Origin of the sequence: Rummeliibacillus pycnus (assembly GCF_002884495.1) — a bacterium.
Taxonomy (GTDB): Bacteria; Bacillota; Bacilli; order Bacillales_A; family Planococcaceae; genus Rummeliibacillus; species Rummeliibacillus pycnus.
In genome coordinates this window covers 1,437,461-1,463,463 of record NZ_KZ614145.1, presented here as the reverse complement: position 1 = coordinate 1,463,463, position 26,003 = coordinate 1,437,461, and the positions used below count along the sequence as shown (strand labels likewise).

Annotated in this window: 21 protein-coding genes, 1 tRNA gene and 1 pseudogene; 13 read left to right on the top strand and 10 right to left on the bottom strand. The window is 33.9% G+C overall.

Features of this window, described 5'->3' with window-relative positions; translation table 11 throughout:
* Nucleotides 1-16: 16 nt before the first annotated feature.
* The gene (locus tag CEF14_RS07260) at nucleotides 17-400 is read right to left on the bottom strand and encodes a polyhydroxyalkanoate biosynthesis repressor PhaR (RefSeq protein WP_102692239.1); all 384 of its coding nucleotides are present in this window, start codon (nucleotides 398-400) and stop codon (nucleotides 17-19) included.
* A 166-nt stretch (nucleotides 401-566) separates the two neighbouring features.
* Between CEF14_RS07260 and phaQ the strand changes: the two genes are divergently transcribed.
* From phaQ to CEF14_RS07220, 8 genes are all read left to right on the top strand, one after another.
* On the top strand, nucleotides 567-974 hold the full coding sequence (gene phaQ / locus CEF14_RS07255; protein WP_245890091.1) for a poly-beta-hydroxybutyrate-responsive repressor: 408 nt from the start codon (nucleotides 567-569) through the stop codon (nucleotides 972-974).
* Between the two features lie 63 nt (nucleotides 975-1,037).
* A complete protein-coding gene (locus CEF14_RS07250; protein ID WP_102692237.1) occupies nucleotides 1,038-1,526 on the top strand; it encodes a hypothetical protein in 489 nt (162 codons plus the stop codon).
* Nucleotides 1,527-1,744: 218 nt separating this feature from the next.
* Nucleotides 1,745-2,677, top strand: coding sequence for an aminoimidazole riboside kinase (locus CEF14_RS07245; protein WP_102692236.1), 933 nt, complete (start codon nucleotides 1,745-1,747; stop codon nucleotides 2,675-2,677).
* A 281-nt stretch (nucleotides 2,678-2,958) separates the two neighbouring features.
* Nucleotides 2,959-7,236, top strand: coding sequence for a hypothetical protein (locus CEF14_RS07240; protein WP_102692235.1), 4,278 nt, complete (start codon nucleotides 2,959-2,961; stop codon nucleotides 7,234-7,236).
* A 644-nt stretch (nucleotides 7,237-7,880) separates the two neighbouring features.
* A complete protein-coding gene (locus tag CEF14_RS07235; protein WP_102692234.1) occupies nucleotides 7,881-8,411 on the top strand; it encodes a hypothetical protein in 531 nt (176 codons plus the stop codon).
* Nucleotides 8,412-8,462: 51 nt separating this feature from the next.
* Complete coding sequence (locus CEF14_RS07230) at nucleotides 8,463-10,811, top strand: putative bifunctional diguanylate cyclase/phosphodiesterase (RefSeq protein WP_102692233.1); 2,349 nt, start codon at nucleotides 8,463-8,465, stop codon at nucleotides 10,809-10,811.
* Between the two features lie 238 nt (nucleotides 10,812-11,049).
* Entirely contained in the window at nucleotides 11,050-11,325 is a 276-nt protein-coding gene (locus CEF14_RS07225) for a hypothetical protein (RefSeq protein ID WP_245890090.1), read from the top strand.
* Nucleotides 11,326-11,492: 167 nt separating this feature from the next.
* Nucleotides 11,493-11,837 (top strand): DoxX family protein, encoded by a 345-nt coding sequence (locus CEF14_RS07220; RefSeq protein WP_102692232.1) that lies wholly within the window; start codon nucleotides 11,493-11,495, stop codon nucleotides 11,835-11,837.
* Nucleotides 11,838-11,915: 78 nt separating this feature from the next.
* Here CEF14_RS07220 and CEF14_RS07215 read toward each other — a convergent pair whose 3' ends face one another.
* From CEF14_RS07215 to CEF14_RS19240, 4 genes and pseudogenes are all read right to left on the bottom strand, one after another.
* A complete protein-coding gene (locus CEF14_RS07215) occupies nucleotides 11,916-13,259 on the bottom strand; it encodes a TldD/PmbA family protein (protein WP_102692231.1) in 1,344 nt (447 codons plus the stop codon).
* A 3-nt stretch (nucleotides 13,260-13,262) separates the two neighbouring features.
* Complete coding sequence (locus CEF14_RS07210) at nucleotides 13,263-14,651, bottom strand: TldD/PmbA family protein (protein WP_102692230.1); 1,389 nt, start codon at nucleotides 14,649-14,651, stop codon at nucleotides 13,263-13,265.
* Nucleotides 14,652-14,867: 216 nt separating this feature from the next.
* Nucleotides 14,868-15,695, bottom strand: a pseudogene (locus tag CEF14_RS07205) (nucleoid-associated protein); the annotation flags it as partial.
* Nucleotides 15,696-15,713: 18 nt separating this feature from the next.
* On the bottom strand, nucleotides 15,714-15,872 hold the full coding sequence (locus CEF14_RS19240; protein WP_245890087.1) for a hypothetical protein: 159 nt from the start codon (nucleotides 15,870-15,872) through the stop codon (nucleotides 15,714-15,716).
* Between the two features lie 732 nt (nucleotides 15,873-16,604).
* Here CEF14_RS19240 and CEF14_RS07200 point away from each other — a divergent pair.
* On the top strand, nucleotides 16,605-18,134 hold the full coding sequence (locus tag CEF14_RS07200) for an APC family permease (RefSeq protein WP_102692229.1): 1,530 nt from the start codon (nucleotides 16,605-16,607) through the stop codon (nucleotides 18,132-18,134).
* A gap of 630 nt (nucleotides 18,135-18,764) precedes the next feature.
* The gene (locus tag CEF14_RS07195; RefSeq protein ID WP_102692228.1) at nucleotides 18,765-19,457 is read left to right on the top strand and encodes an aspartate/glutamate racemase family protein; all 693 of its coding nucleotides are present in this window, start codon (nucleotides 18,765-18,767) and stop codon (nucleotides 19,455-19,457) included.
* A 242-nt stretch (nucleotides 19,458-19,699) separates the two neighbouring features.
* On the opposite strand, the gene CEF14_RS07190 is transcribed toward CEF14_RS07195, so the two are convergent.
* From CEF14_RS07190 to CEF14_RS18970, 5 genes are all read right to left on the bottom strand, one after another.
* On the bottom strand, nucleotides 19,700-21,100 hold the full coding sequence (locus CEF14_RS07190) for a YfcC family protein (protein ID WP_102692227.1): 1,401 nt from the start codon (nucleotides 21,098-21,100) through the stop codon (nucleotides 19,700-19,702).
* 499 nt (nucleotides 21,101-21,599) lie between these two features.
* Nucleotides 21,600-21,764: a hypothetical protein gene (locus CEF14_RS18975; protein WP_170061470.1), complete on the bottom strand. Its 165-nt coding sequence runs from the start codon at nucleotides 21,762-21,764 to the stop codon at nucleotides 21,600-21,602.
* Nucleotides 21,765-21,938: 174 nt separating this feature from the next.
* Nucleotides 21,939-22,012 (bottom strand) — tRNA-Arg (locus CEF14_RS07185).
* A gap of 125 nt (nucleotides 22,013-22,137) precedes the next feature.
* Complete coding sequence (locus CEF14_RS07180) at nucleotides 22,138-22,326, bottom strand: H-type small acid-soluble spore protein (protein ID WP_102692226.1); 189 nt, start codon at nucleotides 22,324-22,326, stop codon at nucleotides 22,138-22,140.
* Nucleotides 22,327-22,338: 12 nt separating this feature from the next.
* Nucleotides 22,339-22,506 (bottom strand): hypothetical protein, encoded by a 168-nt coding sequence (locus CEF14_RS18970; RefSeq protein ID WP_170061469.1) that lies wholly within the window; start codon nucleotides 22,504-22,506, stop codon nucleotides 22,339-22,341.
* Nucleotides 22,507-22,667: 161 nt separating this feature from the next.
* Here CEF14_RS18970 and CEF14_RS07175 point away from each other — a divergent pair, with 161 nt between their 5' ends.
* Genes CEF14_RS07175 through hypF form a run of 3 tightly spaced genes read left to right on the top strand, consistent with a single transcriptional unit; the run spans nucleotide 22,668 to nucleotide 25,991 of the window.
* Nucleotides 22,668-23,063: a hydrogenase maturation nickel metallochaperone HypA/HybF gene (locus tag CEF14_RS07175; RefSeq protein ID WP_245890085.1), complete on the top strand. Its 396-nt coding sequence runs from the start codon at nucleotides 22,668-22,670 to the stop codon at nucleotides 23,061-23,063.
* Nucleotides 23,053-23,712, top strand: coding sequence for a hydrogenase nickel incorporation protein HypB (gene hypB, locus CEF14_RS07170; protein WP_102692224.1), 660 nt, complete (start codon nucleotides 23,053-23,055; stop codon nucleotides 23,710-23,712). Before CEF14_RS07175 ends, hypB begins: the two co-directional genes overlap by 11 nt.
* On the top strand, nucleotides 23,697-25,991 hold the full coding sequence (gene hypF, locus CEF14_RS07165; RefSeq protein ID WP_102692223.1) for a carbamoyltransferase HypF: 2,295 nt from the start codon (nucleotides 23,697-23,699) through the stop codon (nucleotides 25,989-25,991). The genes hypB and hypF overlap by 16 nt, the downstream gene beginning before the upstream one ends.
* The last annotated feature ends 12 nt before the right edge of the window (nucleotides 25,992-26,003 follow it).

The window sequence follows — 26,003 nt, the reverse complement described above, 5'->3', positions numbered from 1 at the left end:
TATTGTGGTTATTGCTTCATTTTTTTAGTAATTCGAGAACTTGATCTAATTTTTGTTCTAGATTGCTGACATCTTTTTTTAGTTGATCAATTTCATTGGATGTTGTTTCTTTTTGCTCATAGATTAGGTCTTCTAAGTCATCAACTTTTGTATCAACGTTAATGATTAGGGATGCTACTTTTGCTACTTCTTCACGACTAGGAATATTTGCTTCTTTCAAATAAGATTCAGTCAATGTTTTGATCAATTCTTGATATTGTACATATTGATTTTGAATTTGCCCTAAACTTTGAGCAAATTGTTCTGTTCCAAGTGTATTTTGGATGGAACTTCTCCATGTACTTTCTGTTTTTTCATACATTTCCTTCCAAAATTTAAAAGGATCAAGTGTTGCAGTCAATAGAATTCATCTCCTTTTCAACCATTCATAAAACTAACATATGGTCTTGTTACTAAAAATATGAATTAAAAAAGAATAGTAATTTATTTTAAGCGGTCAACATACTTATAGAGACATAGGTGTAAATTACATTTATGTGTAGTGATGAATGAGGGAGGTGAACATGATGGAATTAGGGAAAGGACCGAATAAAAAAGGTAGTTCAAATCTGGGTGCACCTCAAAATTTCTTAATCCCGCTTATGTTGTTACACTTACGCAATTGGAATTCGCATGGTTATGAATTGATCGAGAAGATTACGCAATTTGGTGTAGATTCTATTGATCAGGGGAATTTTTACCGTCTTCTTCGAAAACTTGAAAAAGACTCATTAGTGTCATCGGTTTGGGATACAACGACCAAAGGACCTGCTAAAAGGATTTATTCAATAACTGAGGAGGGAGAACGATATTTGGATATGTGGGCAGGGTCATTAAGCCAGTATCAAACTTTGTTGAATAACTTCTTTCAAGTATATAATCCTTTCTTTCCCCTTAATCAGGCTTCAACAGAAAAAGGGGAAAAGGAAGCATAATCTGGATGATATGCAATAGATTGCATTCATTATAAATGAACGAAAACAAGGGAGGAATAAGTAATGGCAAACGAACAAGTAGAAAAAAGTGTGGATATTATATGGGATGGATTGTTAAACAGTTTAAAAACATGGCAACAAATTCAAACAGAAGTAGGAGATAAAACATTACAAGCATTCAACTATCAAAAGGATTTTATTGAATCTACTATAACAACTATTAATACAATTGAGGAAGAATCGAAAAAAGCGTCAAAAGAAATAGTAGAGAATGTACAAAGTAGTGTAAAAGAAGTTATAAGTAATGACCAATTCGAGCAATTTTCTAAATGGATCAAGAATGTTCAAGAAATAACGGATAAATCACAAGAGTTAGTTAATATTCCAAATCATTCGATTTTAGATATTGTCGTACAAACAAATAACCATTTAGAGGCTACTGTGAAAAACGCACTACAGGAACAAAAACAACAACGGCTTGAAGTAATTACCAAAATTGAAGAGTTAACGAAGAAATTGAAAGAAGCACAAAAAGGATTATTTGCAGTTTAACAGCTAAATATCTTTTTCGAAAGGTAACAGTCTAATTTGTATGATTAGGCTGTTTTTATTTATGATGTTAAAAGTGCATACGGAAAGAGAGGAAACTGGTGATTTTATATAGTTTTTATCCATGATGAAACAATTTCAAAGAATAATGGAAAAATAAGTGCAATTGACATTAAGTATTGTTGAGGGTAATTTACCTTATATGAGGAGGTGCTATGTACATGAATGGTGTTTTATGTTTGGGAGAGGCTCTCATTGATTTTATACCTCTTGACACAGAGAATATGACGTATCAGAAGTCTCCAGGTGGTGCACCTGCAAATGTTGCTGTTGGTGTTGCCAAGCTTGGAGGAAAATCAATGTTTCTTGGGAAAGTTGGGGACGATGTACTTGGACATTTTTTGAAGCAAACTCTTGAAGGGTACGGTGTAAAAACAGATTCAATGATCTTTACAGAAGAAGCACGAACGGGCCTAACGTTTGTTTCACTGGAGGCTTCAGGAGAACGTCATTTTAGTTTTTACATAAACCCAAGTGCTGATCAATTTTTGCGTACGGAAGAAATAGATGAATCATTGTTTAAACAATATAAGATTTTTCACTTTGGATCAATTTCACAAATCTATGAGCCTTCCAAATCCGCTACCTTGGAAGCAATGAAGAAGGCAAGAAAATCAGGGATGTTACTATCTTATGATCCAAATTTTCGACCAAGTCTTTGGGATTCGGAAGAACAGGCTAAAGAAACGATACTTGCAACAATTCCATTCATCGATGTCTTAAAGGTTTCAGATGAAGAGCTTTTCTTTTTAACAGATAGTAACAATATTGAAGAAGGTATCAGCAAGCTGTCCAATATATCGCTCATATTGGTTACATTAGGTTCAGAAGGATGTATGTATCAATTTAATGGCCAAATCAGGACAATTCCAGCTTTACGATGTCAGCCGGTTGATACGACTGGGGCAGGAGATGCCTTTATGTCTGGAATTCTTTATTTATTAAATCAATCAGCGAAAACATTAACAGACCTCTCAGAATCTGAAATTACTAAGATGATTCGCTTTGCAAGTATCTCTGGGGGACTATCAACAACCAGAAAAGGCGCCATGCAAGGATTGCCGACTATAGAAGAAATTCAAGAATTCTTATAAGAAAGAAATTATATGATTGATGAAAATAGTCAAACATGAATCGCGTTTGGCTATTTTTGTTTTGGATTTTTTTAAATCAGGCGGTAATAAAAATGATTCATGCAGACGAAATTTGAAATATATTGTGAGAAATTAAATACAAAATGAAAATAGGGAATAGTCTATTTCTTGAAGCATATATATTAAGAGTTAAGGGAGTTTTTATATACACTTCTATAAAAAACAACCGTAAAGTAAAACAAAGCCTACTGAAAAATGTATAAAAGATAGGGGTGTCGATTATGAAAGAGCAATTGAATGAAAAAGCCAAACGTTTTTTTGAATACTTATTAGCACTCTCATCATTAAATGGGAAACCGGTTCGATCATATCGTGACTATGAAAAAACATGGAATTGGGTTGAACTAGGCGAAGTTGAAGGATGCAAGACGGGAAATAAGTGTGATCGACCAACAAACCTACTAGAATTACATAAGCCGAGTCTCGAACACGCTATACACTTAAGTCAAAATCCATTCCCAGAGCTAGACAGATGGATGGCTACTAATTTTAAAAAAGAGTCCAATACACCAATGTACAAACATGCATTGAAAATAGATGAATCGATTTTTCAAGAGGGTAATAGCAAAGTACACATTAAAATAGACACAAAACAGCTATCAGAATGGAAAGAATGGTTAGAGAGAAAAAATAGATTGAACCGTGCACTCAGTCTCTATGATGAACTTCTAGAATGGAACAAAAAATTAGAAGTGGAAAATGATTCACTCGAATTAGTATTAGCAAAAGGATTATTAAAATGGCCAGGGACAGCTAAAGAGGAAACAATTGAGCTACCGATCTTTACGACAACTGTTAAGTTGTCTCTTCATACGGAATCGGGTTTAATCACGATGAAAGAGAAAGCTAAAGAATTAACGTTTGAACAAGAATTGTTTTTACTAAAAACTTTACCAAATCGTGAGCAGATCGAGTTATTCCTTCACAATATTAAAAATAGAAGCATTACAGATAACTTGTCAAGTGAACTAAACCGATTTGTTCATTTACTAGATCCAAACGGAAGGCTTATTGAAAATGACAGTGAACCAATTGAAACGAATGGTCCTGTTATTATCAATCAGTCACTGTTAATCATACGTACCAAAAGCTCAACCATTATTAGAGATGATTTGCAACAGATTATAACAGCCATTGATCAAAACAAGCTCGAACTTCCAGATTCGGTTCATGTGATCTTAGGAACTGATCCTAAAAACCGTCATTTTAATAGTGCTAAGAAAGAGAATTTCCTACCAAAATTACTACCTAACCAACAATACTTCCCGTTAGCAACAAATGATCAGCAAAAAGAAATTATTAAGCGTATTGAACAAGATGTAGGGGTATCAGTTCATGTGCAGTCAAAAAAAGCGAAAACATTCGCAATTTCTAATCTTGTCTCTCATTTTTTAGCTGAAGGGAAAAGAATCCTTATAATTTCTCAAGAAGATCATGATTATAAAGAAATCAAGAATAAGATTCCTCAAGAAATCCGAGAATTATGCGTTCCTGTACTTAGTGATGATACGAAGACAGTTCGTGAACTAGAGAAAAGTATCCATGCGATTCGTGACAAGTTAGATTCGGTAGATGTTCAACAATTACAAGCAAATATTGAACAGAATCAGCAATTACTCAAGCAAAGTTTAAATAGTGAAGAAAGCTATAGAAATCATTTGCAACAGTATGCCCAATCAGAAGGTACACCAATCTCGTATGAAAATCAGCGACTCTTCAAATTCGATGTAGCTAAGCGACTAGCAGAAACCAACGTCAATTATCATTGGATTGAAGATGAGCTTCCGTTAATTATGAAATTTCCTCTAACAGATGAGGAGTGGCTAGAATTCTGTACTTTACAAAATTCTTTCCAAAAAGAAGATGCTGCGATCATAAATGCAACACTACCTAAACTGAATGAAGATATTGTACATGAATCCACCTTTAAGGCCCTTCTTGAAGAAGAGAGAAAATTACATGATGAAATCGACGTGCAGTATATATTACCAATTAATCGCATACCTGAAAAAAAATCTTCACTACTTATTATGAAAGCATTAATAGAAGAAATAGCTGAAAAACATCATCTGATTGAGGATGAAACGTTTACTAAATTTATTGAAGACCTACTATCAAATGAGAAACGAAAAGAGGGCTGGATTCAACTACTTGATGAGTTAAAGCAAAATAATGAAAAAGCATTAGCTTTATATGATGATTTAATTCAACACAAAATTACTTTGCCTAAAAAACTAAATAGTGAGATTCAGTTAGATTTGATGATTGCAAGAGAGCGATTATTATCAGGGAAAAAGCCAAGTCAATTATTCTTTGTTGGAAAAGGTAAAACAACCAAATACTTATTCCAATCAGCTGTCTTAAACGGGAAACCTCTGAGTAAACTGGAACATGTGGTGATTATTCAAAAGCACTTAGAGTATAGGAACTTAATCACAAAATTAGCGAGATTATATAATGGAACGATGTATGAAATAGGAATTCCGGGAATTGATATTACATGGCAAAATTTCCCGCAATTATTAGATGCAAGAATTGATGTTTTGATACAAATTATTGATCTTGTAGAACAATATCAGGAATTATCATTAAAGCTCCAAAAAGAACAACTTGATAATGGGGAAATTTTCGATCTAGTATTTTATGATAAATTAAAAATGGAAATAGAGCATACGTTGAACTACATGAAATTAGAAAAATGGCAAGAAAAATATGAAGATGAAATCGATCGACTAGTTGAAGTGACGAATAGAGAAAATATGCATATCATTGCAAAACAATTCCTCTACGCAATGCAAGAAAAGGATGAAGAGGCATGGAAAATTTTAATAAATGAACTAAGGGACTTACACAAAGTGTTCCAAAAGATTAAAAAATGGAGAAAATATGTAGATCAATTAGAACAAAAACTACCACTTACTGTTGAGAAACTCACTCGTCATTTTGGTGAAATAAAAATAGAAAAAGAACAATATTTAGAAGCATTTGTGTTGAAGAAAATGGAAACTTGGTTAAACGAAAATGCTGATATAGATTGTAATATGATGAAAGAACAGCTTCTTAATGAATTGAGTATACAAAAGAAATATAGTAGAGAAATTGTAAGAGACGCAGCTTGGGCTTCACAACTTGCTCGAATAAAAGAAGAACAAAAATCAGTAATCTCTACATGGAAGACTAACAATGGAATGAATGCTCCGAAATTCATCCGTGCGAAGAAAAAGGTGATACAAAATGCACAAACAATTATTCCAGTTTGGATGATGCCGATAGAACAAGTGCTACAAAACGTTTCAGTCACAAGTGAAAGATTTGACGTCATTATTGTGGACGGTAGTAATCATTGTGATGTATTCTCCATCAATACTTTGTTAAGAGGAGAAAAAGTAATTGTAGTAGGGGATTCTGAACAACCGAAGTATGACAAGATTGGGTTCAATCGTGAAGCAGTCGCTGAATTAATGCACCGATATATTCAAGACGTTCCAAATAGATCCTTATTCGATGGTGACATTTCATTTTACGAAATTGTCCAGCAGCATGTGCCATTAGTAGAACTTGATGATGTTGTTATAGATCATCTTACACAACTTGAAATGCAACAACAGCAGGAAGCAGATCAAAAGGAGAACTTAGAAACTTTATGTGAAACAGCTTATGAAGCGGATGTGTTAAAGGCCATTTTAGCGAAGAATTATCGAGTAATACCAAAAGTAAAAGTAGGTGGTTACACAATTGACCTTGTCATCGAGGGGGTTCATGACCGCTTGGCTGTTGAATGCGACGGAGAAAAGTGGCAAGGACTAACAGCATATGAAGAGAATCAACAACGTTTAGAAAACCTTGAGTTAGCAGGTTGGAAATTCTGGCATATTCGTGCTAAAGACTTTTATGGGAATCAAGAAAAAACGATGGAAGGACTATGGTCTAAGTTAACGGATTTGAATATTTTACCTGTAGACACTGAAGAAACATCAAAAGTACTTCACGATTTTAGTGTGAATGTGGAAAATGAGCAAGTACCAAAAATACAATTTCAAATTCAAAATAAAAAAATACCTACTAAAACTACTCATGAAAACAAACTGAGTGATCAATTTACAACAGATAAGACGACTATAGAATTTATAGAAGAATATCAAAATGCTTTAAAGAAGCTCAACAAGGAAATCCCCAAAAATCCAACAATAATTTATACCAATCAAAATAAAAGTGAATTGAGAAAAGTCTCTGTATCGAAGATCAATGAAATCCCACCAGAACTAATTCAAAATGTATTAATTAATGGCAAAATTTCCATTGTCAAGTTCTTAAATGATTTAGGTTTTGAAACCATAGATTATCGATTACAAGACGGAAGCCTTTGGGTAGTTGCAAACGAAGAAATCCAACCGTTTATGGAAAAACTAGAAGCATGTAATGTGTCCTTCCGTTATATCAGTAATGGAAGTCAATCAACAAAAGGTCATCCCGCTTGGTATACGAAAATTTATTATTAAGGGTAAAGCTGCTATCCATTATGGGTAGCAGTTTTTTCATATCTTGATTTAAACAATAAAAACGAACATCATTTGAAGGAAACTAGGATATAAAATGTATGAACCGCCGATACAATTCAAAATATCGCGGATAGAGGAGTGGAAATCGTGGATAAATAGCCTGAAAACGCGGATTGAACAGCACATACCGCGGATAAAAATAATAGTTGATAAAGAAAGATGATCGTTTTATCAAACCTCTCGGATATTATGGAACGTTTACCAATAAAAGTTTTTGATAAAAAAGTAATAGTTTAAATTTAATCCAAAATACCTATTTATAATAATAAAACAAGCTATGAATAAGAAAATAAATAAAAAAACAGTAAAAAATATGTACGTTTTTTTCATCAATGATACTTTTATTTCATTGTGATTTATAGGTATACTAGTCTTTGTGCATATCAACACAAGAGTATAAATATGATTTTTTACTTTATCCCGCATTAACGGGCAGTAATACTCCCACCTCAAAATTCAGCGAAAGCATAGAAGTGAGGTAGGAGATAATCTGTCCATAAAATCCCGATTGGTTCAACTAATAATCAGTGGGGGATGAAGAAAAACCCACTGATTAAAGTTTCACTTTATAGGAGGAGCACATTATGTACATAAAGGTAGATTCTGTGGCATTGCTAAATGATTATAATCAAATATGGATGGAATGTTGGCTTGAGAAAGGCTATGGGTTGGAAAATGACAAAATTCCAGCAGATCGATATATCATTACTGATACACAAAATCACAAAGTGGGATCCATTGAATTTAAGCCATATAGTCTAGATATAACTAATAACATTAATAAGGTATATCCTTTTTACAAAATAGAATCACTAAAAAATAACCCAAACTCAGTTGTAGAAGTTGATAAGGTAGCTATATTAAAACAATATAGAGGCAAAAATCTGGAAAGATTATTAACAGTGTTTATTAATTATGCAGAATCTCATAACATTAATTATTGTGTAGCTTTACTTGAAAGAGTATTCTACAAAGCATTAAAGAATGTTTATAAAATACCAATAAAGGCTGTTGGTGAAAAAATATATTATAAGGGAGACTATGTCATTCCTACAATTGTAAACCCGAGAGAAGTCTATCAAAATAGGGAAAAGTATAGTTGGTTATTAGATTAAGTCAAGACTAAAAATACATACATATATAAATAAATTAATAGGAGTAACATCATGTATAGTCTTAGAACTAAAAGGTTTGCATATTCTTTTATAGTAATTTTTATTTTAACGAACATCCTATGGAATATTATTTTCCGACATAACCAAAATTTTTTAGATTGGGGAGCAGTAACTTTTCAAATTATTACTTGTTGCGCATCGATTGGATGGCTCATTTCTACGTTTTTAAAACATAAAGGCGCTGCTAAAAGTTTTTGGTTATTTCTTGGATTAGGCGTATTAAGCTATCTGATTGGAATTGTAATATGGAGTTATAACGAATTTATACTAAATCGGAGCGGTGAGTTCGATAATATTGCAGAAAAGTTTTTTATTGTGCAGAATGGGTTATATTTTTTAGCACTTCTTGTGGTAATAAATGAATTAAAAAGTAATTTATTTACAGTTAAATTCATCCTGGATATGTTAATTGCCATGTCTGCTGCTATAACACTTAGCTGGATTTTCATCATCGAACCATTGCTAAGGCAACATTTGTACATCAAGTTTAATATGATTGAATTACTTTATCCAATATTGGATTTGGGTGTTTTAGTCGGTATTTTAATTCTTTCTTATGCATCAAATACCATCTTTTCGAAAAAGACTACTTTTCTTCTTATTTCAGGACTTTCCAGTCAAATTATCGCTGATAGTATTTTTAATTATCTTAAAGTGATGAATTCATACACGGTAGGGAGTATTAATGAGCCTTTCTGGATTTTATCCATTTTTTTAATTGGATTATCAGGGATTTATCATGTTCAAATTTCAGCAAAAGCACCAAGAGTAAAACATGGTAAAAATAGTGAAAACTTATTTGCAAAATATTTTACACCTTATATGAGTGTTTTATTACTTTCATTGTATTTTATTATCACTATGTACAAAATCAATACAGTTATTATTGGATTAGTAATTTGTATATTGTTGGTGATTTTAAGACAAATATTTACGCTACTAGAGAATGATCAGTTAGTAAAAGATTTGAATAATTTAAATGAAGGACTTGAACTAAAAGTAAAAGAAAGAACGGATAAATTAGTAGAAACAGTGAATTCAATGGAGTATTTAGCGTATCATGACGTGGTAACAGGTTTGCCAAATCGTAGATATATTCAGAAAAGACTTTCACAGGCAATTGATGCGAATGATGAAGATCAGAAACGAATAGCTTTTATTTTACTCGACTTAGATCGATTTAAGCAAATTAATGATAGTCTTGGTCATACTTATGGAGATTTACTTTTAGAACAAGTAGGGAAAAGATTGGTTAATTGTGTGCCAAATGAGGTTGTGAGTCGTCTCGGTGGAGACGAATATGCACTATTAATTGAAAATACGAACTTACAGAATGCGGAAAAAATTGCAGACAAATTATTAAAAACGCTAAGAGAAACTTTTAACATTAACGGAGTTGAACTGCACATCACACCTAGTATTGGTATTTCCTTTTTCCCTGATAATGGCGACGATTGGGATACACTTTTAAAAAAAGCAGATACAGCAATGTACGAGGTAAAGGAAAACGGAAAAAATAATTATAGGATTTATTCTTGTGCAATGAGTATGGAACCTATTATGGAACTAGAAAATGCTATGAGAAAAGGACTCGAACGGAATGAGTATATTTTGCATTACCAACCCCAAATTTCACTCACCAATAATGAGATTATTGGTGCAGAAGCTTTAGTGCGTTGGGAAAGAGCAGGAGGTGAGTTAATACCCCCTTCCAAGTTTATCCCTTTGGCTGAAGAGAATGGATTGATTTGGGAAATTGGAGAACGGGTTTTACGCGAAGCATGTAAACAATCTGTATATTGGAGGGAAAGAGGATTTACTAAGCTTAGAATTGCTGTGAATATTTCTTGCTTACAATTTAAACATAATGACTTTATACAGATGGTTTCGAAAATTATCGAAGAAACGAAAGCCAATCCAAATGATATTGAATTAGAAATTACTGAAAGCATCGCTATGGGGCCAATAGATAAGAATCTTGCACAACTTTCAACATTAAAAAAAATGGGCTTCCAAATAGCCATTGATGACTTTGGAACGGGTTATTCATCCTTACAATACTTAAGTGAATTTCAAATTGATCATCTAAAAATTGACCGTTCATTTATCAATGCATTGGAAAAAAGTGAGAAAGATGCAGCAATCGTTAAATTGATAGTTATGATGGCAAAAGGCTTAAATTTCAAAGTAATCGCAGAAGGTGTGGAGACCGAAGCACAAAAATTATTCCTCCAAGAAATTGAATGTGATGAACTACAAGGCTATTTGATGAGCCGCCCATTAAGTGTAGAGGATTTTGAAAAGTTAATGGCATCTCAAAATAGAAGGAAAATTATATAAATTAAAGTTCTTTAAAGTTTCACCAATTGGATAAGTGTTGCAATGAAAACGCACGGGATTTCACACTGAAATTGACTGTGCGTTTTTTTGTATTTCAAAATTATTCAACATGCGGGCAGGATTAAAAAATGAAGTTGGATACATTTAAGAAAAAATACATTTTTAAGAATACTATAGATGTTAGAGAGTGAATATATAAAAATAGTTTGAAGGACATATTTGAAGGGAGTGTTAGAAAGTGGCATTTGCAATAGGGGTTTTAATGATTGCAATTATATTATCTGTTTCCTTAAGCCTTAACAAATCAACTAAAAAGAAGTATTTAATTTGGGGAATCACTACTATATTGATTATTGCTCCTTTATTATCATGGCTAGTTGGAATTCTGGTTGGAATAAGCGTTGGAGATGGATTTGCAGGGCTTGGAGTTATGGTCTATGGATTTATTATTATATTTATAGTTGGTATTGTATTGATCTTTCTAGGCATTTTTAAGAATGGGAAAACTAAATAGAACTGAAGACTTTTACTAAGTACCACTGTGTGAATTCTATTGAAATTACCTGAATGAATTAATGCTAATTAAATTTTTTGAGTATGATTGGTTAATTAAAAAACAATCCAATGAATAGAATGTAGAAACCATTTAATTCATCAATCTAAAAAGGGATGAGGAGAATCATGGAAACCGTAGCATATGTTTTTCAAGCAATGCTCATACTCATCTTTGCAATGGCGGGAATTGGTAAGGTAGGTTGTTCTAAAATGCATGTTGAAAGTTTTGAAAAATGGCGATTACCTCAATGGTTTAGAGTGTTTACAGGAATTGTGGAAATAGTTGGTGCAGCATTATTACTCATTGGTTATTGGGCCCCTAATTACGCAATGATCGGAGCATTTGTGCTTGGGATTACGGCTATAGGTGGAATGATTACGCATTGGCGAGTAAAGGACTCTATTAGAGAATCATCCATGATTTTAATAATGGGTATTTTAGCATGTATTGTATTTTTCATCTATTTTTAATAGATTAGAATAGTTAACCTCTAAACAAGAGTTGAATCAAGTCATTCGCTGATTCAACTCTTGTTTTATAAATTTTACTTAGTCAACTGTTACATAAAGTTCTTTTACCAAAAGAGAGGGGGAACCAATTCCTCCTTGGCGAAATTGAAGGTCTGAGCCGATTCGTTCAATTTTATTTAATACTTCATAGAAGTTTCCAGCAATTGTAATTTGATTGATCGGTGATGTAATTTTGCCATTTTCTATATGAAATCCTGAGGCTGCAACTGAGAAATCACCAGAAACTGTATTTGTACCGGAGTGAAGACCAGAAAGCTCGGTAACAAAGATTCCTTCTGTTAATGTAGCAATGAGATCTTCTTTTGTCTCTTTTCCTGGAGAAATGTACATATTTTGAGGTGCAACTGTAAGTATACCTTTGTATGATGTTTTTGATGCATTGCCTGTAGATTCGCAGCCTTCAATTTTTGCTGTTTTTCGGTTATGAAGAAGCGTAGCAAGTGTTCCGTTTTTAATAATTTCCTGTTTTTTTGTTGCCACACCTTCTCCATCAAAATTGGACCCTCCTAAAGCATCTGGATGGAATGGGGCGTCCAATAAAGTGAAGGGATCTGCTGCAACTTTTTCGCCCACTTTTCCTTTTAATAATGATTGGTTTTTTTGAGCATTTTCGGCTGAGAAAATAGGAGAAAATGTTGCAAGTAATGATGCTGCAGCATCATGTCTTAAAATAATTGGATATTTTCTAGCAGGAATTGATTTTTCTCCTAGATAGGATAATGCTTCTTCTGCAGCTTCTTTGGCAATTTCATCGGCATTTAACGAATGAAAGTCACGTGTAGATTTCATAAAACTGCCAGTTTTCAGTTCATCCCCAATTTTTACTACAGTAGAGATATAGATTAATAGGCCATTCTTTTTTTCTGATAAAAAAAGTCCTTTACTGTTTGCAAGTGAGCGTTCTGTCGAAAAGTCATAAAGAATACAATCATCAAGCGTAACAATCCGCTCATCATAGGAACGTACTTTTTCTTCGATGGAGCGAAGTAATTCAATTTTTTCCGGAATTTGAACTTTTGCTAATTCTTCGCTATAGAAACAATGCTTTTGGTAATCTTTACTACCTTTAAAAATATTCGAATCATCATCTTCATCTAGGATTGCAGCGTTTGCTTTTGCACTTTCAATTAGAAATGAAATGGAATCTTCATCCATTTTTTCTGTATAAGAATAGCCCATCTTCCCATCATAAAGTCCTCTTAATCCAAGACCTCCATCTTCAGACGTTTCGTAGCTATCAAGTTCACCATCGAAAATCTTACATTGGAAGGATTCTTTTTGTTCATAATACAGTTCAACTTCTGAGAAACCAGCATGGAGTGCATCCTGCAATAATTGTTGTTGGAATTCTTTTCGTTTCATTCATTATTCCCCCTTTGTCCCACCAACTGTAATTTCACTAACGCGAATCATAGGCTGACCAACATTGACGGGAATACTGCCACTTTGGGCTCCGCACATGCCAGCGCCATGCGCAAGATTATTACCAACACGGTCCACAAGTTGCAATGTTTTTGCACCATTTCCAATCAATGTTGCCCCACGAACAGGTCGTTCTATTTTGCCGTTTTTGACAATATAGGCTTCAGCAACCGCAAAGTTATAATCTCCTGTCGCAGGATTGACTTGCCCGCCGCCCATATATTTTGCGTAAAGGCCATATTCAGTTGCAGCTATAATTTCCTCAGGTGTAGAGGTACCCGGTGCAATATAGGTATTCGTCATCCGTGAAGTAGGGCTGAAGCGATAAGATTGTCGGCGTGAAGAGCCAGTTGGTTCAGCATTCATACGACGTGCATTAAATTTATCAATTAAATAACCTTTTAAAATACCATTTTCGATTAAGACATTTTTACGTGTTTTTTCACCTTCATCATCGATATTGAGAGAACCCCATTCGTTCGGAAGAGTTCCGTCATCAATGTATGTCACGATTTCTGATGCAACTTTTTCGCCAATTCGATTGGCAAATACAGAATTGTTCTTTGCAACAGCTGTTGCTTCAAGACCGTGTCCACAAGCTTCATGGAAAATAACCCCACCAAATTCATTGTCGATAATAACTGGGAATTTTCCACTTGGACATTCATCTGCATGAAGCATATTGATCGCTATACGTGCAGCTTCTCCAGCATAGTGATTCAAATCTAAATTTTCAATATACTCAAATCCAGCATGCGCACCAGGACCATAGAATCCAGTTTGCAATTCTTTTCCTTCGGTTGCAGTTGTTTGAATCGCTAATCGGCTAAGAACGCGTGTATCTTCAATACATTTGCCTTCTGAATTTGCAATCAGGATATTTTGTTCTTCGTCCAAATAACGGACTCTTACTTGACTTATACGTGGATCATAGTTTCGAGCAATGTCATTTGCCTTTCTCATAATTGCAGCTCTTCTACTATGTTCAACCGTTTGTGGCATCTGTTTAATTTGGTGAAGGGGGTGGAATGATTCTTTTTTTAGTGGGTGAATGGTTCCTGTACCGCCACCTTGTATTGCAAGGGCTGCTTTTTTGGCTGCTAAAAGTAATCCTTCTACAGAAAAATCATTTGTATAGGTGTAAATACTTTGAAGACCTGAAAAAATGCGAATACCAATTCCAAAATCACGTCCCGAAATACTATTTTCGATTTTGTTACTAACTAGGCCGAGTGCATTCGAATATTTATCTTCAATAAATACTTCTGAAAAATCCCCACCTGTAGAAAGAGCGACTTCCAACACATTTTCAATGATGGATTGTTTAATCATGTTACCGCCTCCTTGATTCAAGTATTAAGTAATTACCATAGTAAATTTTATAATAATTTGATAATTTTGTATATTGTGAGATGTGAAAATCAAGTTGTTTTTAAAAGTAAAGGGTAGGTAGCGAATGAAAAGAAACGAGAGTTTTTTTAAACGGAATTATAAATGGAGTTGATTCTAATTAAGAGTCAACTCCATTGGTTGGAGGGAGATATGCGATTATATTTCTTCTTGGAAATAAATTTTATAAAACTTACGATTAGTTGTTTCGTCATAACCGACTTCGATTAGTTCATCCACTTGATCGATATCGCGTACGTTTACCTGAATTTCAATATTCGAATCGAGTTTTATTTTACGCTTATAACTTTTTTCGGCCTTTTCAATTGCACTCTCAGAAATGACTGTTTCGTAGGGTTTTACTGTATTGACGATGATATCTTTTTGTACGGGCTCGGCATTTTCGAAAACCGAGTCAATATAGTCACTGACTTCGAATTCTTCTTCGTTTCTAAAATAATCGAGCGTTTTGTTTAGAAAACCCAACTTCTCGGTATTCGTAAAACTATCTTCTTTTAGAATGTATTTTTTACATTCTGTTAATGCTAGTTTCGTTTTATGAAAATTCTCATCTGCTACCTTAATCTTTAAAAAGCGCTCTTGCCAATAGATGACATCTTCTTTCTTTTTTGTTTTGATAAAGACAGCAGGTGCTTCGTCAGCCCCCATATCTACGATAACGGCCATATTATTAACTTTCTTTACATTAATACCGTCAATGCCATGGACAATCATTTTATTTTGTTCGTTTTTTACATCCAAAAATATTTCTCTTTCATCAATTTTTACAATGGCAATTGCCTTTTTCGGCTCTGTATTCCAAAGGCAATTTTGGAATATACCAATAAACAATTCGCCGTCTTTAATATTAGGATGCTGGGATACGCTTTGTAGATGTGTAGCGATATGCTTCGATTGTTCTAGGAAACTACTTTCATCATCAAAAATAGATTTTACATATGTGTACACTTCGTTTAATCCAATGTCTGTTTCGTGAAAAAATTCTTATTGTTGATCCCAATCGATTTTGTTAAATGCAAGTTGTGTAAAGGCTGCTTCGAGCATGACCTCTGGCTGAGAGAATGCCTCCTCTCCCAAAATAAGCACATCACTTATATGATGTACCATATACTGTGCTAATTTACTTTCACTTACTTCTAGCATGGTCTTCACCTTCAAATCAATAGTTGTAGAGAATATACCATATCATACTCTGTCCAATTTTTACATGCCCTATATTTAATAGAGGTCAGATTTATTGAGAGTCTCCTAGATGAGGGTTTGAAGAGAGGAAGCATAAGATTTGCTTGTCTGTGAGTTAGGTGATGTTAAGGCAAACCTGCATAATTTATTCTAAATTTCATAGGAAAAAGGGCTTATATGCAACTCTATCTTGAAGGGGGAATAATGTAAATGTAATTTATTGCAGATGATTGTATTCGAAACAATTTCATAAATTCATTTCAATTTTTAAATTGAACATTTCAACATATTCACTTATTACTATAAATAATTGGATATTTAACTACTGATGTCGCTTTCCACGGGCTTGGCTACAATCTCCTCGTCAAGTCGTCCGAGGCCACTGATAAAGAAAAAAATCTAGATTTTTATGATGAAAATCTAATGTTGCTATCTTAGTTGAAGTTGAAGTTGAAGTGGAATTAGCGTAGAGCCCTCGAAAATGCGAGTCGTTTATTTGATAAGAATTATGCATTATGAAGATTGATTCATTCAAATAGTTTATTCACTATTGAATACAATCTTTCAAAATTGAATTTGATTATAAAAAAAATACCTTTTCGCCCATAGTTCACTGAATGTTCATATAATTCTGTTTATTGGCATGAGAATTGCAATGAAAAATATATCTACAAATTAAAGGAGGTTCAAAACATGCAAGAAAATCTGAACAAAAATGTCGGTGAATCTAGATCGGACCATCATGATAGTGATGCTGCACAACTGGCTGCACTTGGATATGAATCTGAATTTCGACGCGACATGAGCCCATGGGCAAACTTTTCGCTGGGGTTCACATACCTCTCACCGGTAGTAGGGGTGTACACACTATTTGCTTACGCGCTTGCGCAAGGTGGCCCACCGATGATTTGGAGTCTTGTCATCTGTGGATTCGGACAACTCCTAGTGGCACTTGTCTTTAGTGAAATTGTTGCGCAATTCCCCGTAGCAGGAGGAGTCTATCCTTGGGCCCGAAGATTATGGGGACGTAAGTGGGCATGGATGACTGGTTGGGTCTACTTAATGGCTTTGCTAGTGACGATTGCCAGCGTTGTATACGGAGCTGGACCTTTTATAGCGCAGGTTTTGGGTTTTGAATCATCGGTGAATTCGACGATCCTTTGTGCAATAGGCTTGCTTGTAGTATCAACAATTATCAATTTTCTTGGCACAAAGGTTCTTGCAGCTGCAGCAGTAATTGGTTTTGCAGCAGAGATTATTGGTGCACTTGTAGTAGGATTTTGGTTAATTATTACAGAACGACATCATAATCTTGGTGTGTTCTTTGATTCTTTTGGTGCTCAAGGTAGTCATAGTTTCTTTTATGCATTTGCAGCAGCTGGATTAATTGGTGCATTTTTATATTATGGGTTCGAAGCTTGTGGCGATGTTGCTGAAGAGGTACCCAATCCAGGCGTTTTGATCCCAAAGGCAATGCGACGAACAATTTACATTGGTGGAGCTGCAGCAACTTTTGTTTGCCTTTCTTTAGTACTTTCTGTTGCTGATATTCCGGCAGTTATTTCTGGAAAGGACGTAGCACCAGTTGATACACTACTAAACAAGGCATTCGGTACGGTTGGCGCGAAGATTGTACTGTGTATTGTGTTGATTTCTTTCCTTTCATGTGCAATTAGTTTACAAGCGGCTGCAAGTAGACTTGCTTATTCGTATGGACGTGACGATATGATAATAGGAAGCCAATTGTTAAAGAAATTTTCGGTTGCCCGTCACATTCCACCTTATGCGTTACTTCTTGCAGCTATTGTTCCAGCAATCATTGTGTTGGGATCAAAAGTGTCTACAGATGCGCTTACAAAGGTAGTTAGTTTTGCATCATTTGGCATTTATCTTGGATTCCAAATGGTTGTTCTTGCTGCACTTCGAGCTAGACTAAAAGGGTGGAAACCAAGTGGTAAGTATCAATTAGGCAAGTGGGGGCTACCTATCAATATTGGTGCACTCCTTTACGGAATAATCGCAATGATCAACATGTGTTGGCCAAGAACACCAGATGTAGCTTGGTATGATAATTACATCGTAATTGTTTCAGGAGTTGTAGTAATTGTTATTGGTTTAGTATATATGATGATTCATCGTAGCTATGGACATAGTAATATGCCATATAATGATGCCATACCGAAAAATGTACAAAATGACGATCGCAATGACATATCAGCATAAGAAGGTTGCTAAATCATTTTTGAGTTAGTTGAATGTAGGATCCACTATGTTAATCATTCAACTTTACTGAAAGTTGCACAAACGTCTAAATGTCATAATGTGATTTGATTTTTTTACATTGATAAACAAAATAGATAGCACCCATTGAAAAATAGGAGCTATCTATTTTGTACTTCTTAGAAACATTACTAAAATGATTCGAACTTGTGATATTTAAATACTTTAACATTTTGCATAGCTACTTAACCTTATTTTTATAGAATTCATATCTACATAAAATAATGCCTAAAACCATATATTTCTCCTTTTTTGATATGTAAAGAAAGATTATTAACCACTTTTTGTTGACCAAAAAGCTTGGTTAGATTGCATGTTTCTATTAAATAATCCATTTTGTGATCCCTCCAATAGTCTATTAAAACTCTTTTTTAATTCCAGATAATTCCAATAAATTAGGTATACTAATAATATACAATTTTAGCATTTATTTTCAAGCCCAATTTAACAATTAATTTTTAGTCAAAGACACAAAGTATTGTGCAATGTGGGAAAGGTTTTTTTAAAAGAATTGATACTTTAAAAAAATTGTATAATTAGGTATATATTACAAAGTGGATATGGGGGAACTTTATGAGAACAATAGGACTAATTGGTGGAATGAGTTGGGAATCTTCGGTTGAATATTATCGAATCATTAATGAAGAGGTAAAAAACAGATTAGGTGGATTACATTCTGCAAAATGTCTTTTATATAGCGTTGACTTTGAAGAGATTGAACGCTATCAAGTGGAAGGTGATTGGGAAAGTGCAGGTAAAACATTAGGAGATGTTGCATCATCTTTAGAAAATGCAGGTGCAGAATTTATAGTAATTTGTACAAATACGATGCATAAAGTAATAGATTATATAGAAGCAAGGATAACAATTCCTGTTTTACACATAGCTGATGCAACTGCCAATCAAATAAAAAAATCAAATTTGACAAAGGTGGGGTTATTAGGCACTAAGTACACGATGGAGCAAGATTTTTATAAATCCAGAATAGAATCTAACGAGATTAGTGTTTTAGTTCCAAATGATACTGAAAGAGAAATGATTAACAAGGTTATATATGAAGAATTATGTTTAGGTAACATTAAACAAACATCAAGAGATTATTACAAGGAAGTTATCAAAAACTTAGTTGAAAATGGTGCTGAGGGAATCATATTAGGGTGTACGGAAATTGGATTATTAGTCAAACAAGAGGATTCAGAAATTCCTATATTCGATACAACAGAAATACATGCAATTGAATCCGTCAATAAAGCATTAGAATATTAAGGGGTATAGACAACATTCAATAACTATTAGGAAATCTTATTAAATAAATAGGAGCTTTTGCTCAAAAGTTATTGAGTTGCGTTATTAAATTTAACAAAGTCGAAATAAGAAAAAGCATGCATGACCTATTCCATATGTGAATGGTCATGCATGCTTTTTCTTGCATTTTTTGATTCAAAAGGGAACGCTTTACCAAGTGGATAAGCCCCTTTAAACTATTTATAATGTAGGTACATATAGCTTTAAAACGGTCCATAATTCATCTTTTCGGCAATTACTAACAGAATCACTGAAAGTATGAAGATAATGATAAAGAATTTGAAATACCATTTTACCCATTTGTTCCATGGGATACCTGCGACTGCAAGTGCCGCGATCAGTGCACCGTTTGTAGGGAACATACTTGCAGCAATTCCATCACCTAATTGGAAGGCAAGTACAGCTGTTTGGCGTGTGACACCTACTAGATCAGCTAATGGTGCCATGATTGGCATTGTCAGTGCTGCTTGTCCACTTTGGGATGGGACTAGGAAGTTGATCATCATTTGTAAAATCATCATACCAACAGCTGTGAATGTTGATGGGAGATCATTTAATAAAGCAGAGGCAAAATGTAAGATAGTATCCATCAACCCACCTGATTTAAAGATGACTAGCACCGCTTGTGCTAACCCGATGATTAAGGCGCCACCGATTAGGTCAGATGCTCCTTTTACAAAACTATCGGCAATTTCAGATGCTCCAAGGCCTCCAACAATTCCCATAATAATACCAAACATTAAGAATAGTCCTGCGATCTCTGGAATATACCAGCCATATTTCATCACACCAATGATTAAAATCACAAAGTTCGTTAAAAAAGCAGTTAAGACTAATTTATGCCGTAATGTGAAGGTAACGGACAGATCTTCTTTGGTATGTGGACTTAACTTTTCGAATTTACCGTAAATCCCTATATCCGGATTTTTCTTAACCTTCATCGCATGACGATAAACAAAGATGGCTGCTGTTGTGTAGAACACAACGAATACAATTAGACGATAACCGATTCCTGAGAATGTTGGGAGTTCAGCGATTCCTTGTGCAACCCCAACAGAGAATGGGTTTAAAAAGCCCGCTGTGAAACCCATTGAGGCACCAACTACTACAATCGCAAAGCCTGTAACAGCATCAAATCCTAATGCGATGGTTAGGGGTACAAGAAGTGCTACATAAACAGCTACTTCATCTGACATCCCCATTGTTGCACCACAAATACCAAAGAATAACATTAAAATGGGAACGACTAATTTCTCACGGTTTTTCATTTTACGTGCAAATGTCACGATAAATGAGTCCAGTGCACCTGTGGCATTAATAATTCCAAATACGCCACCAATGATTAATACGAAGAAAATTGTACCCGCACCGTTCACCATACCTTGATGAATATCACTAAATAAATCTAAAAGACCAATTGGATGATTATTTACAAACGTAAAAGTCTCTGGTTTAATCACACTTCGACCATCTACTTGTTTTGTATCATAATGTCCAGCTGGTACGATATACGTTAAAATAGCAGAAATGACGATTAAAGCAAAGATTAATACATATGCATTAACACCCTTATTTCCTTGATCTACTTTCTTTTTCTTAAACATAGCCTTGCTCCTTACTGATGCCAAAATAATCTGAAATATATCGAATTCTATAGAAATTTACGAAATGACTTAAATTGTTTCTCGACAGGTTGTTATTATACATAATCTATGATTTTTATACAATAGTGTTTTTTTAATAAATTTCATCGTTATTTATGAAGAATTTAAAAAAATGCTTGATAAGGATCTGGATCGAGTGATTTAGATCATAATAAAGTGAGGGGAAGAAGTAGAGTAGTTGAATAAAAAGTAAAAATTCTTCTAGATAATTTTGCAGAGTATTATTAGCTTTCAGCATAGTATTGTTGGTGGAAAAGATATGAAGGTAAAAAAGAAGGAGTAGAAATTAACACATTGTAAATCTATTTTATGGTGTGAGTAGAAAAATTTTAAAAAAGAGGAAAGTGGACTAATTTTGTAATTCTTAGCTAAATGTAAAATACAAACTAATGGAACAAATGACGGTGACTCCAGGAACATTAAAAAAGATGGATTCAGATTAAAGAATCTGTCCATCTACAATAATTTGACCTGTTGTATGGTCGTATTCAACTTCACTCATCGCTCCGAGTTGGATGCCTTCTGGTAATTCTCTTGTTTCTACCATATGTGATTCATTAATGATTGCTAAGTATTGTCCATTTACTAAAACTACCTTTGTCATAATATTCATCTCCTTTTAAATGAAAACCATAGTTGTGATGGAAGTAACTTTATCATATAGTAACAGAAAAAAATATAAAATGCAAAATATTCTGATTATTTTTAATATTTTAATTTATGATATTTAGTTAATTTAATGTCCTGAATTTTTTTAGGGTAGATCCAATTAAAAAAATGCCCTTAACAGGACTCGAACCTGCGACACAGAGTTTAGGAAACTCTTGCTCTATCCAGCTGAGCTATAAGGGCATAAATTATGTAATAAAATTATCAATCAATACTTATAATAAACTTATGTCTTTAAAAAGGCAAGAAAAATATAACTAAAGCATACAAAAATGAATCCCACTGGAAATTTCCAATGGGACCTAGTTTTAATGTATGAGATATTCCTCTTTTAATTCGGAGATATCCACTTCAGATCTTTCTTCAAGAGAATGTCTTAAATGAACGGTTGCAGTTCTTTCGTTAAGTAACTTATCAATCCAAACAGAAACACCGTTATAGCTAACTTCAAATTCTTTCGGTGAAGCAACAATTTCTTGTGCTCGTTGATATTCCATAAGAGAGCCCTCCTATTTTTGTTTTTTCTTTTGTTTATTTTTAGCAACTAAGTTTTCGAGCTCAACTAACTCTTGAGCAGTTTCTTCTTTCGCAGCTTGTGGTGCTATTTTTTCGTTTTTTGGTGTTTGAGGTAATGAGTTTTTATTTTTGCTTTTGCCTTGTTTATTGTCTCTTCCCATCAGATGAACGCTCCTTTCCATTTGGCTCATTCTTAATATGGCTTTGAAATGTTATTTTAATCATAGAAAATAAAGCCCAAAAATATTTTTTGTAGAGAAAATATTCCTTACTTAAACTTAACGATAGCAAGTTCTTTTTTGTAAAAATATACATAAAATTTATGAAGAGAAATGAGAAAGGTGCTTTTCTAATGCATGAGATGTCATTAATGTTTGAAATTATTCATCTTGTCTCAGAGGATGCTGCGGTTAGAGGTTTTACGAAAGTAAAGAAAATCGATGTAATTGTAGGGGACCTTTCCAATGTGTTACCAGATGCTTTAGAGTTAGCTTTTTTCTATCTTCGTAAAGAAAAGATGGGTCTTCTTGATGAAAAATCACAACTACATATTATACGAGAAGAAGCAAAATCAAGATGTCTAAAGTGTTTATATGAATTTGTACCTGATTATCGAATTGCACTTTGTCCGAAATGTGATCTACCAAGTTGTGTTCTCATTTCTGGAGAAACATTTAGAACAGAATCTTATGAAGGAAGTGACAACTTTGAAAATTAACTTAAAGGAAGATGTTTTATCAGATCAAAATTTAGTCGCAAATAGAAATAGGGGAATTTTTAAACAACATAAAATCCTAGTTATCAATTTGATGAGTTCTCCAGGCGCGGGTAAAACAACCTTGTTGGAAGAGACTATAAAAAGTTTAAAAGATGAATTTAGGATTGCCGTCATAGAAGGGGATTTAGCAACAGAGCTTGATTCTGAAAGATTACGGTCACTTGGAATCAAAACAATTCAAATTAATACAGTTGGTGGTTGTCATCTTGATGCAAGAATGATTGCTAAAACCATACCAAAGTTTGATCTTAAAAGTATCGACATCCTTTTTATTGAGAATATCGGTAATTTAGTTTGTCCATCCGGTTATGACTTAGGACAAGATTATAAAGTAGTTGTGTTAAGCGTTCCTGAGGGGAATGATAAAATTCCAAAATACCCTGTAATGTTTAGAAAAACAGATATAACAATCATTAATAAAATTGACCTTCTACCATATCTTTCTTTCAATTTAGAAGAAGCAAAAAGGGACTTAGAGAAAATTAATCCCAAAGCACAACTAAAAGTACTATCTGCACAAACAGGAATTGGAATGGATAGTTGGTTAAGTTGGATAAAGGATGCGTATTATAAATGTTTAGCGCTATAAATGTGATTGTTAAAGGGAAGGTTCAGGGAGTAGGATTTCGTCCATTTGTTTACGCGCTTTCAAAAAAGCATCAACTTAATGGAACAGTTCAAAATAATATTGATCGTGTAAATATTATACTGGAAGGAGAAAAACAACAGATTACTAAAATGTTAAAGGAACTTGAATTGTCTCCACCAAAATTGGCAAAAATTAATGAAATTCATATTTACGAAACGCAGCCAGTCTATTATAAAGATTTTTCGATTATCCAAAGCGAAATTAATACTGAAGCTAGTGTTACTTCGATAACATTAGATGCAGCTATTTGTAAAGAATGTTTAGAAGAGATGAGAGATCCTCTAAATAGACGCTTTCAATATCCGTTTATAAATTGTACGCAATGTGGGCCACGCTATACGATTATTAACCGATTACCCTATGATCGTCCAAACACAACAATGAGTGCATTTTCAATGTGTACTGCTTGTCAAGTAGAGTATAATAATCCACTTAATCGTCGACACCACGCACAACCAATTTGTTGTGCTGAATGTGGACCTACCCTTACGCTTTTGAATAAAAAGGGAGAATTACTTGCTGAAAATCATACTGCTGTCTTAAAAACGATTGAGCTCATCCAACATGGTGAAATTATTGCGATAAAAGGTCTTGGAGGCTATCATTTGGCTTGCGATGCATATCAGGAAAAGGCAGTGAATCGATTGAGGCTCCGAAAACAAAGACCACAACAGCCATTTGCAATCATGGTAAAATCATTGGAAATTGCAAAAAGTTTATGTCATATTACAGTTGATGAAGAAAAAATAATTACCAGTTCTGCAATGCCGATAGCAGTATTACATAAAAAAACAGATTGCGCTTTACCAGAAATAATAGCTCCAGATTTAACGACGCTTGGCATCATGTTACCGTATACGCCACTACATCATTTATTATTTGAAGGAAATGATGTGGAGTGTCTCATAATGACTAGTGCAAACCCTTCTGGCTTCCCCATTCAATACAAAGATACTGATTTAACAAATTTACAGGAAATCTGTGATTATAAATTAACCCACAATCGAGAAATTGTTCACCCAATTGATGATTCTGTTGTTCAATTGGACGAGAGAAAACTGTTATTTTATAGACGTGCAAGGGGATTTGCTCCAGAAGTATTTACAACAAATTCTACGGTTTCGAATATTGTTGCTTTAGGTGGAAATCAAAAAAACACATTTGCTATTGGAAAACAAAATCAAATTATTCTGAGTCCGTATATTGGTGACTTAAAAAATGAAGAAATGAATCAATATTTTGAAGAGCAACTAAAGCAATATTCCAAGTGGTATGAAGTAGACATAAAGAATGTGGCTGTTGATAAACATCCATCATACTCAACGACTATTTTTGCAAAGAATTACAACTGTAATATAATTCAAATTCAACATCACCATGCACATCATGTCTCTTGTATAGAAGACAATCATCTTGATGAACCTTGTTTAGGAATCATATTAGACGGAACAGGATACGGAGATGATGGACATATTTGGGGATTTGAATTTTTATATGGGGACGCCAATTTTTATCAGCGATTAGGGCATTTAAAGTATACGCCGCTTCCAGGTGGAGAAAAAGCAGTGAAAGAACCTTGGAGAAATGCGGTGGGAATGATTCTTTCTTACTGGCCAAATGAGGGGAGAAAATGGCTTGCTAAGCTTTTTCCTGAGAAATTATTTGAAATAAACATTATTGAGCAGATGATTGCTAAACAAATTAATACCCCGATGGCAGGTACTTGTGGACGTTTATTTGATTCTATAAGCGCAATTCTTGGTATTTGCATGACTTCCACATATGAAGGTGAGCCAGCTATAAAATTAGCGGATAAAATGAATCATGAACAAGTAGAAAACTCTTCTACAACTTATCCATATCAAATCATACCAACTATACATAATCAACTTGAACTAGATTTTTCCCCTATGATTTATCAGATTATCCAAGAAAAACTACTACAAAAACCGCTGAATCCTATTATTCAAAAATTCCACCGAACAATCGTATCAAGCTGTGTTGATATGACTTTAAAGATTATTAATAATAATCCACATTTGAGTAGAACGCTTGTTTTGTCTGGAGGAACATTTCAAAATAATTATTTACGTAAAGAAATACAACGTCAGCTCGAACATAAAGAATTCAACGTTTATACTCATAAAAATATTCCATGTCATGATGGGGGATTAGCATTTGGTCAAATGATCATAGCTGCAAAAGCAATTTCAAAATAACTATAGAAAGGC

Coding starts and splice junctions, on each gene's coding strand:
- CEF14_RS07215 (WP_102692231.1), bottom strand. CDS start 13,259: ATGAAACGAAAAGAATTCCAACAACAATTATTGCAGGATGCACTCCAT.
- CEF14_RS07220 (WP_102692232.1), top strand. CDS start 11,493: ATGGAAACCGTAGCATATGTTTTTCAAGCAATGCTCATACTCATCTTT.
- CEF14_RS18975 (WP_170061470.1), bottom strand. CDS start 21,764: ATGACAAAGGTAGTTTTAGTAAATGGACAATACTTAGCAATCATTAAT.
- CEF14_RS18970 (WP_170061469.1), bottom strand. CDS start 22,506: ATGGGAAGAGACAATAAACAAGGCAAAAGCAAAAATAAAAACTCATTA.
- CEF14_RS07200 (WP_102692229.1), top strand. CDS start 16,605: ATGCAAGAAAATCTGAACAAAAATGTCGGTGAATCTAGATCGGACCAT.
- CEF14_RS07190 (WP_102692227.1), bottom strand. CDS start 21,100: ATGTTTAAGAAAAAGAAAGTAGATCAAGGAAATAAGGGTGTTAATGCA.
- CEF14_RS07230 (WP_102692233.1), top strand. CDS start 8,463: ATGTATAGTCTTAGAACTAAAAGGTTTGCATATTCTTTTATAGTAATT.
- phaQ (WP_245890091.1), top strand. CDS start 567: ATGGAATTAGGGAAAGGACCGAATAAAAAAGGTAGTTCAAATCTGGGT.
- CEF14_RS07240 (WP_102692235.1), top strand. CDS start 2,959: ATGAAAGAGCAATTGAATGAAAAAGCCAAACGTTTTTTTGAATACTTA.
- CEF14_RS07250 (WP_102692237.1), top strand. CDS start 1,038: ATGGCAAACGAACAAGTAGAAAAAAGTGTGGATATTATATGGGATGGA.
- CEF14_RS07210 (WP_102692230.1), bottom strand. CDS start 14,651: ATGATTAAACAATCCATCATTGAAAATGTGTTGGAAGTCGCTCTTTCT.
- CEF14_RS07245 (WP_102692236.1), top strand. CDS start 1,745: ATGAATGGTGTTTTATGTTTGGGAGAGGCTCTCATTGATTTTATACCT.
- CEF14_RS19240 (WP_245890087.1), bottom strand. CDS start 15,872: ATGCTAGAAGTAAGTGAAAGTAAATTAGCACAGTATATGGTACATCAT.
- hypF (WP_102692223.1), top strand. CDS start 23,697: ATGTTTAGCGCTATAAATGTGATTGTTAAAGGGAAGGTTCAGGGAGTA.
- CEF14_RS07235 (WP_102692234.1), top strand. CDS start 7,881: ATGTACATAAAGGTAGATTCTGTGGCATTGCTAAATGATTATAATCAA.
- CEF14_RS07175 (WP_245890085.1), top strand. CDS start 22,668: ATGAAGAGAAATGAGAAAGGTGCTTTTCTAATGCATGAGATGTCATTA.
- CEF14_RS07195 (WP_102692228.1), top strand. CDS start 18,765: ATGAGAACAATAGGACTAATTGGTGGAATGAGTTGGGAATCTTCGGTT.
- CEF14_RS07180 (WP_102692226.1), bottom strand. CDS start 22,326: ATGGAATATCAACGAGCACAAGAAATTGTTGCTTCACCGAAAGAATTT.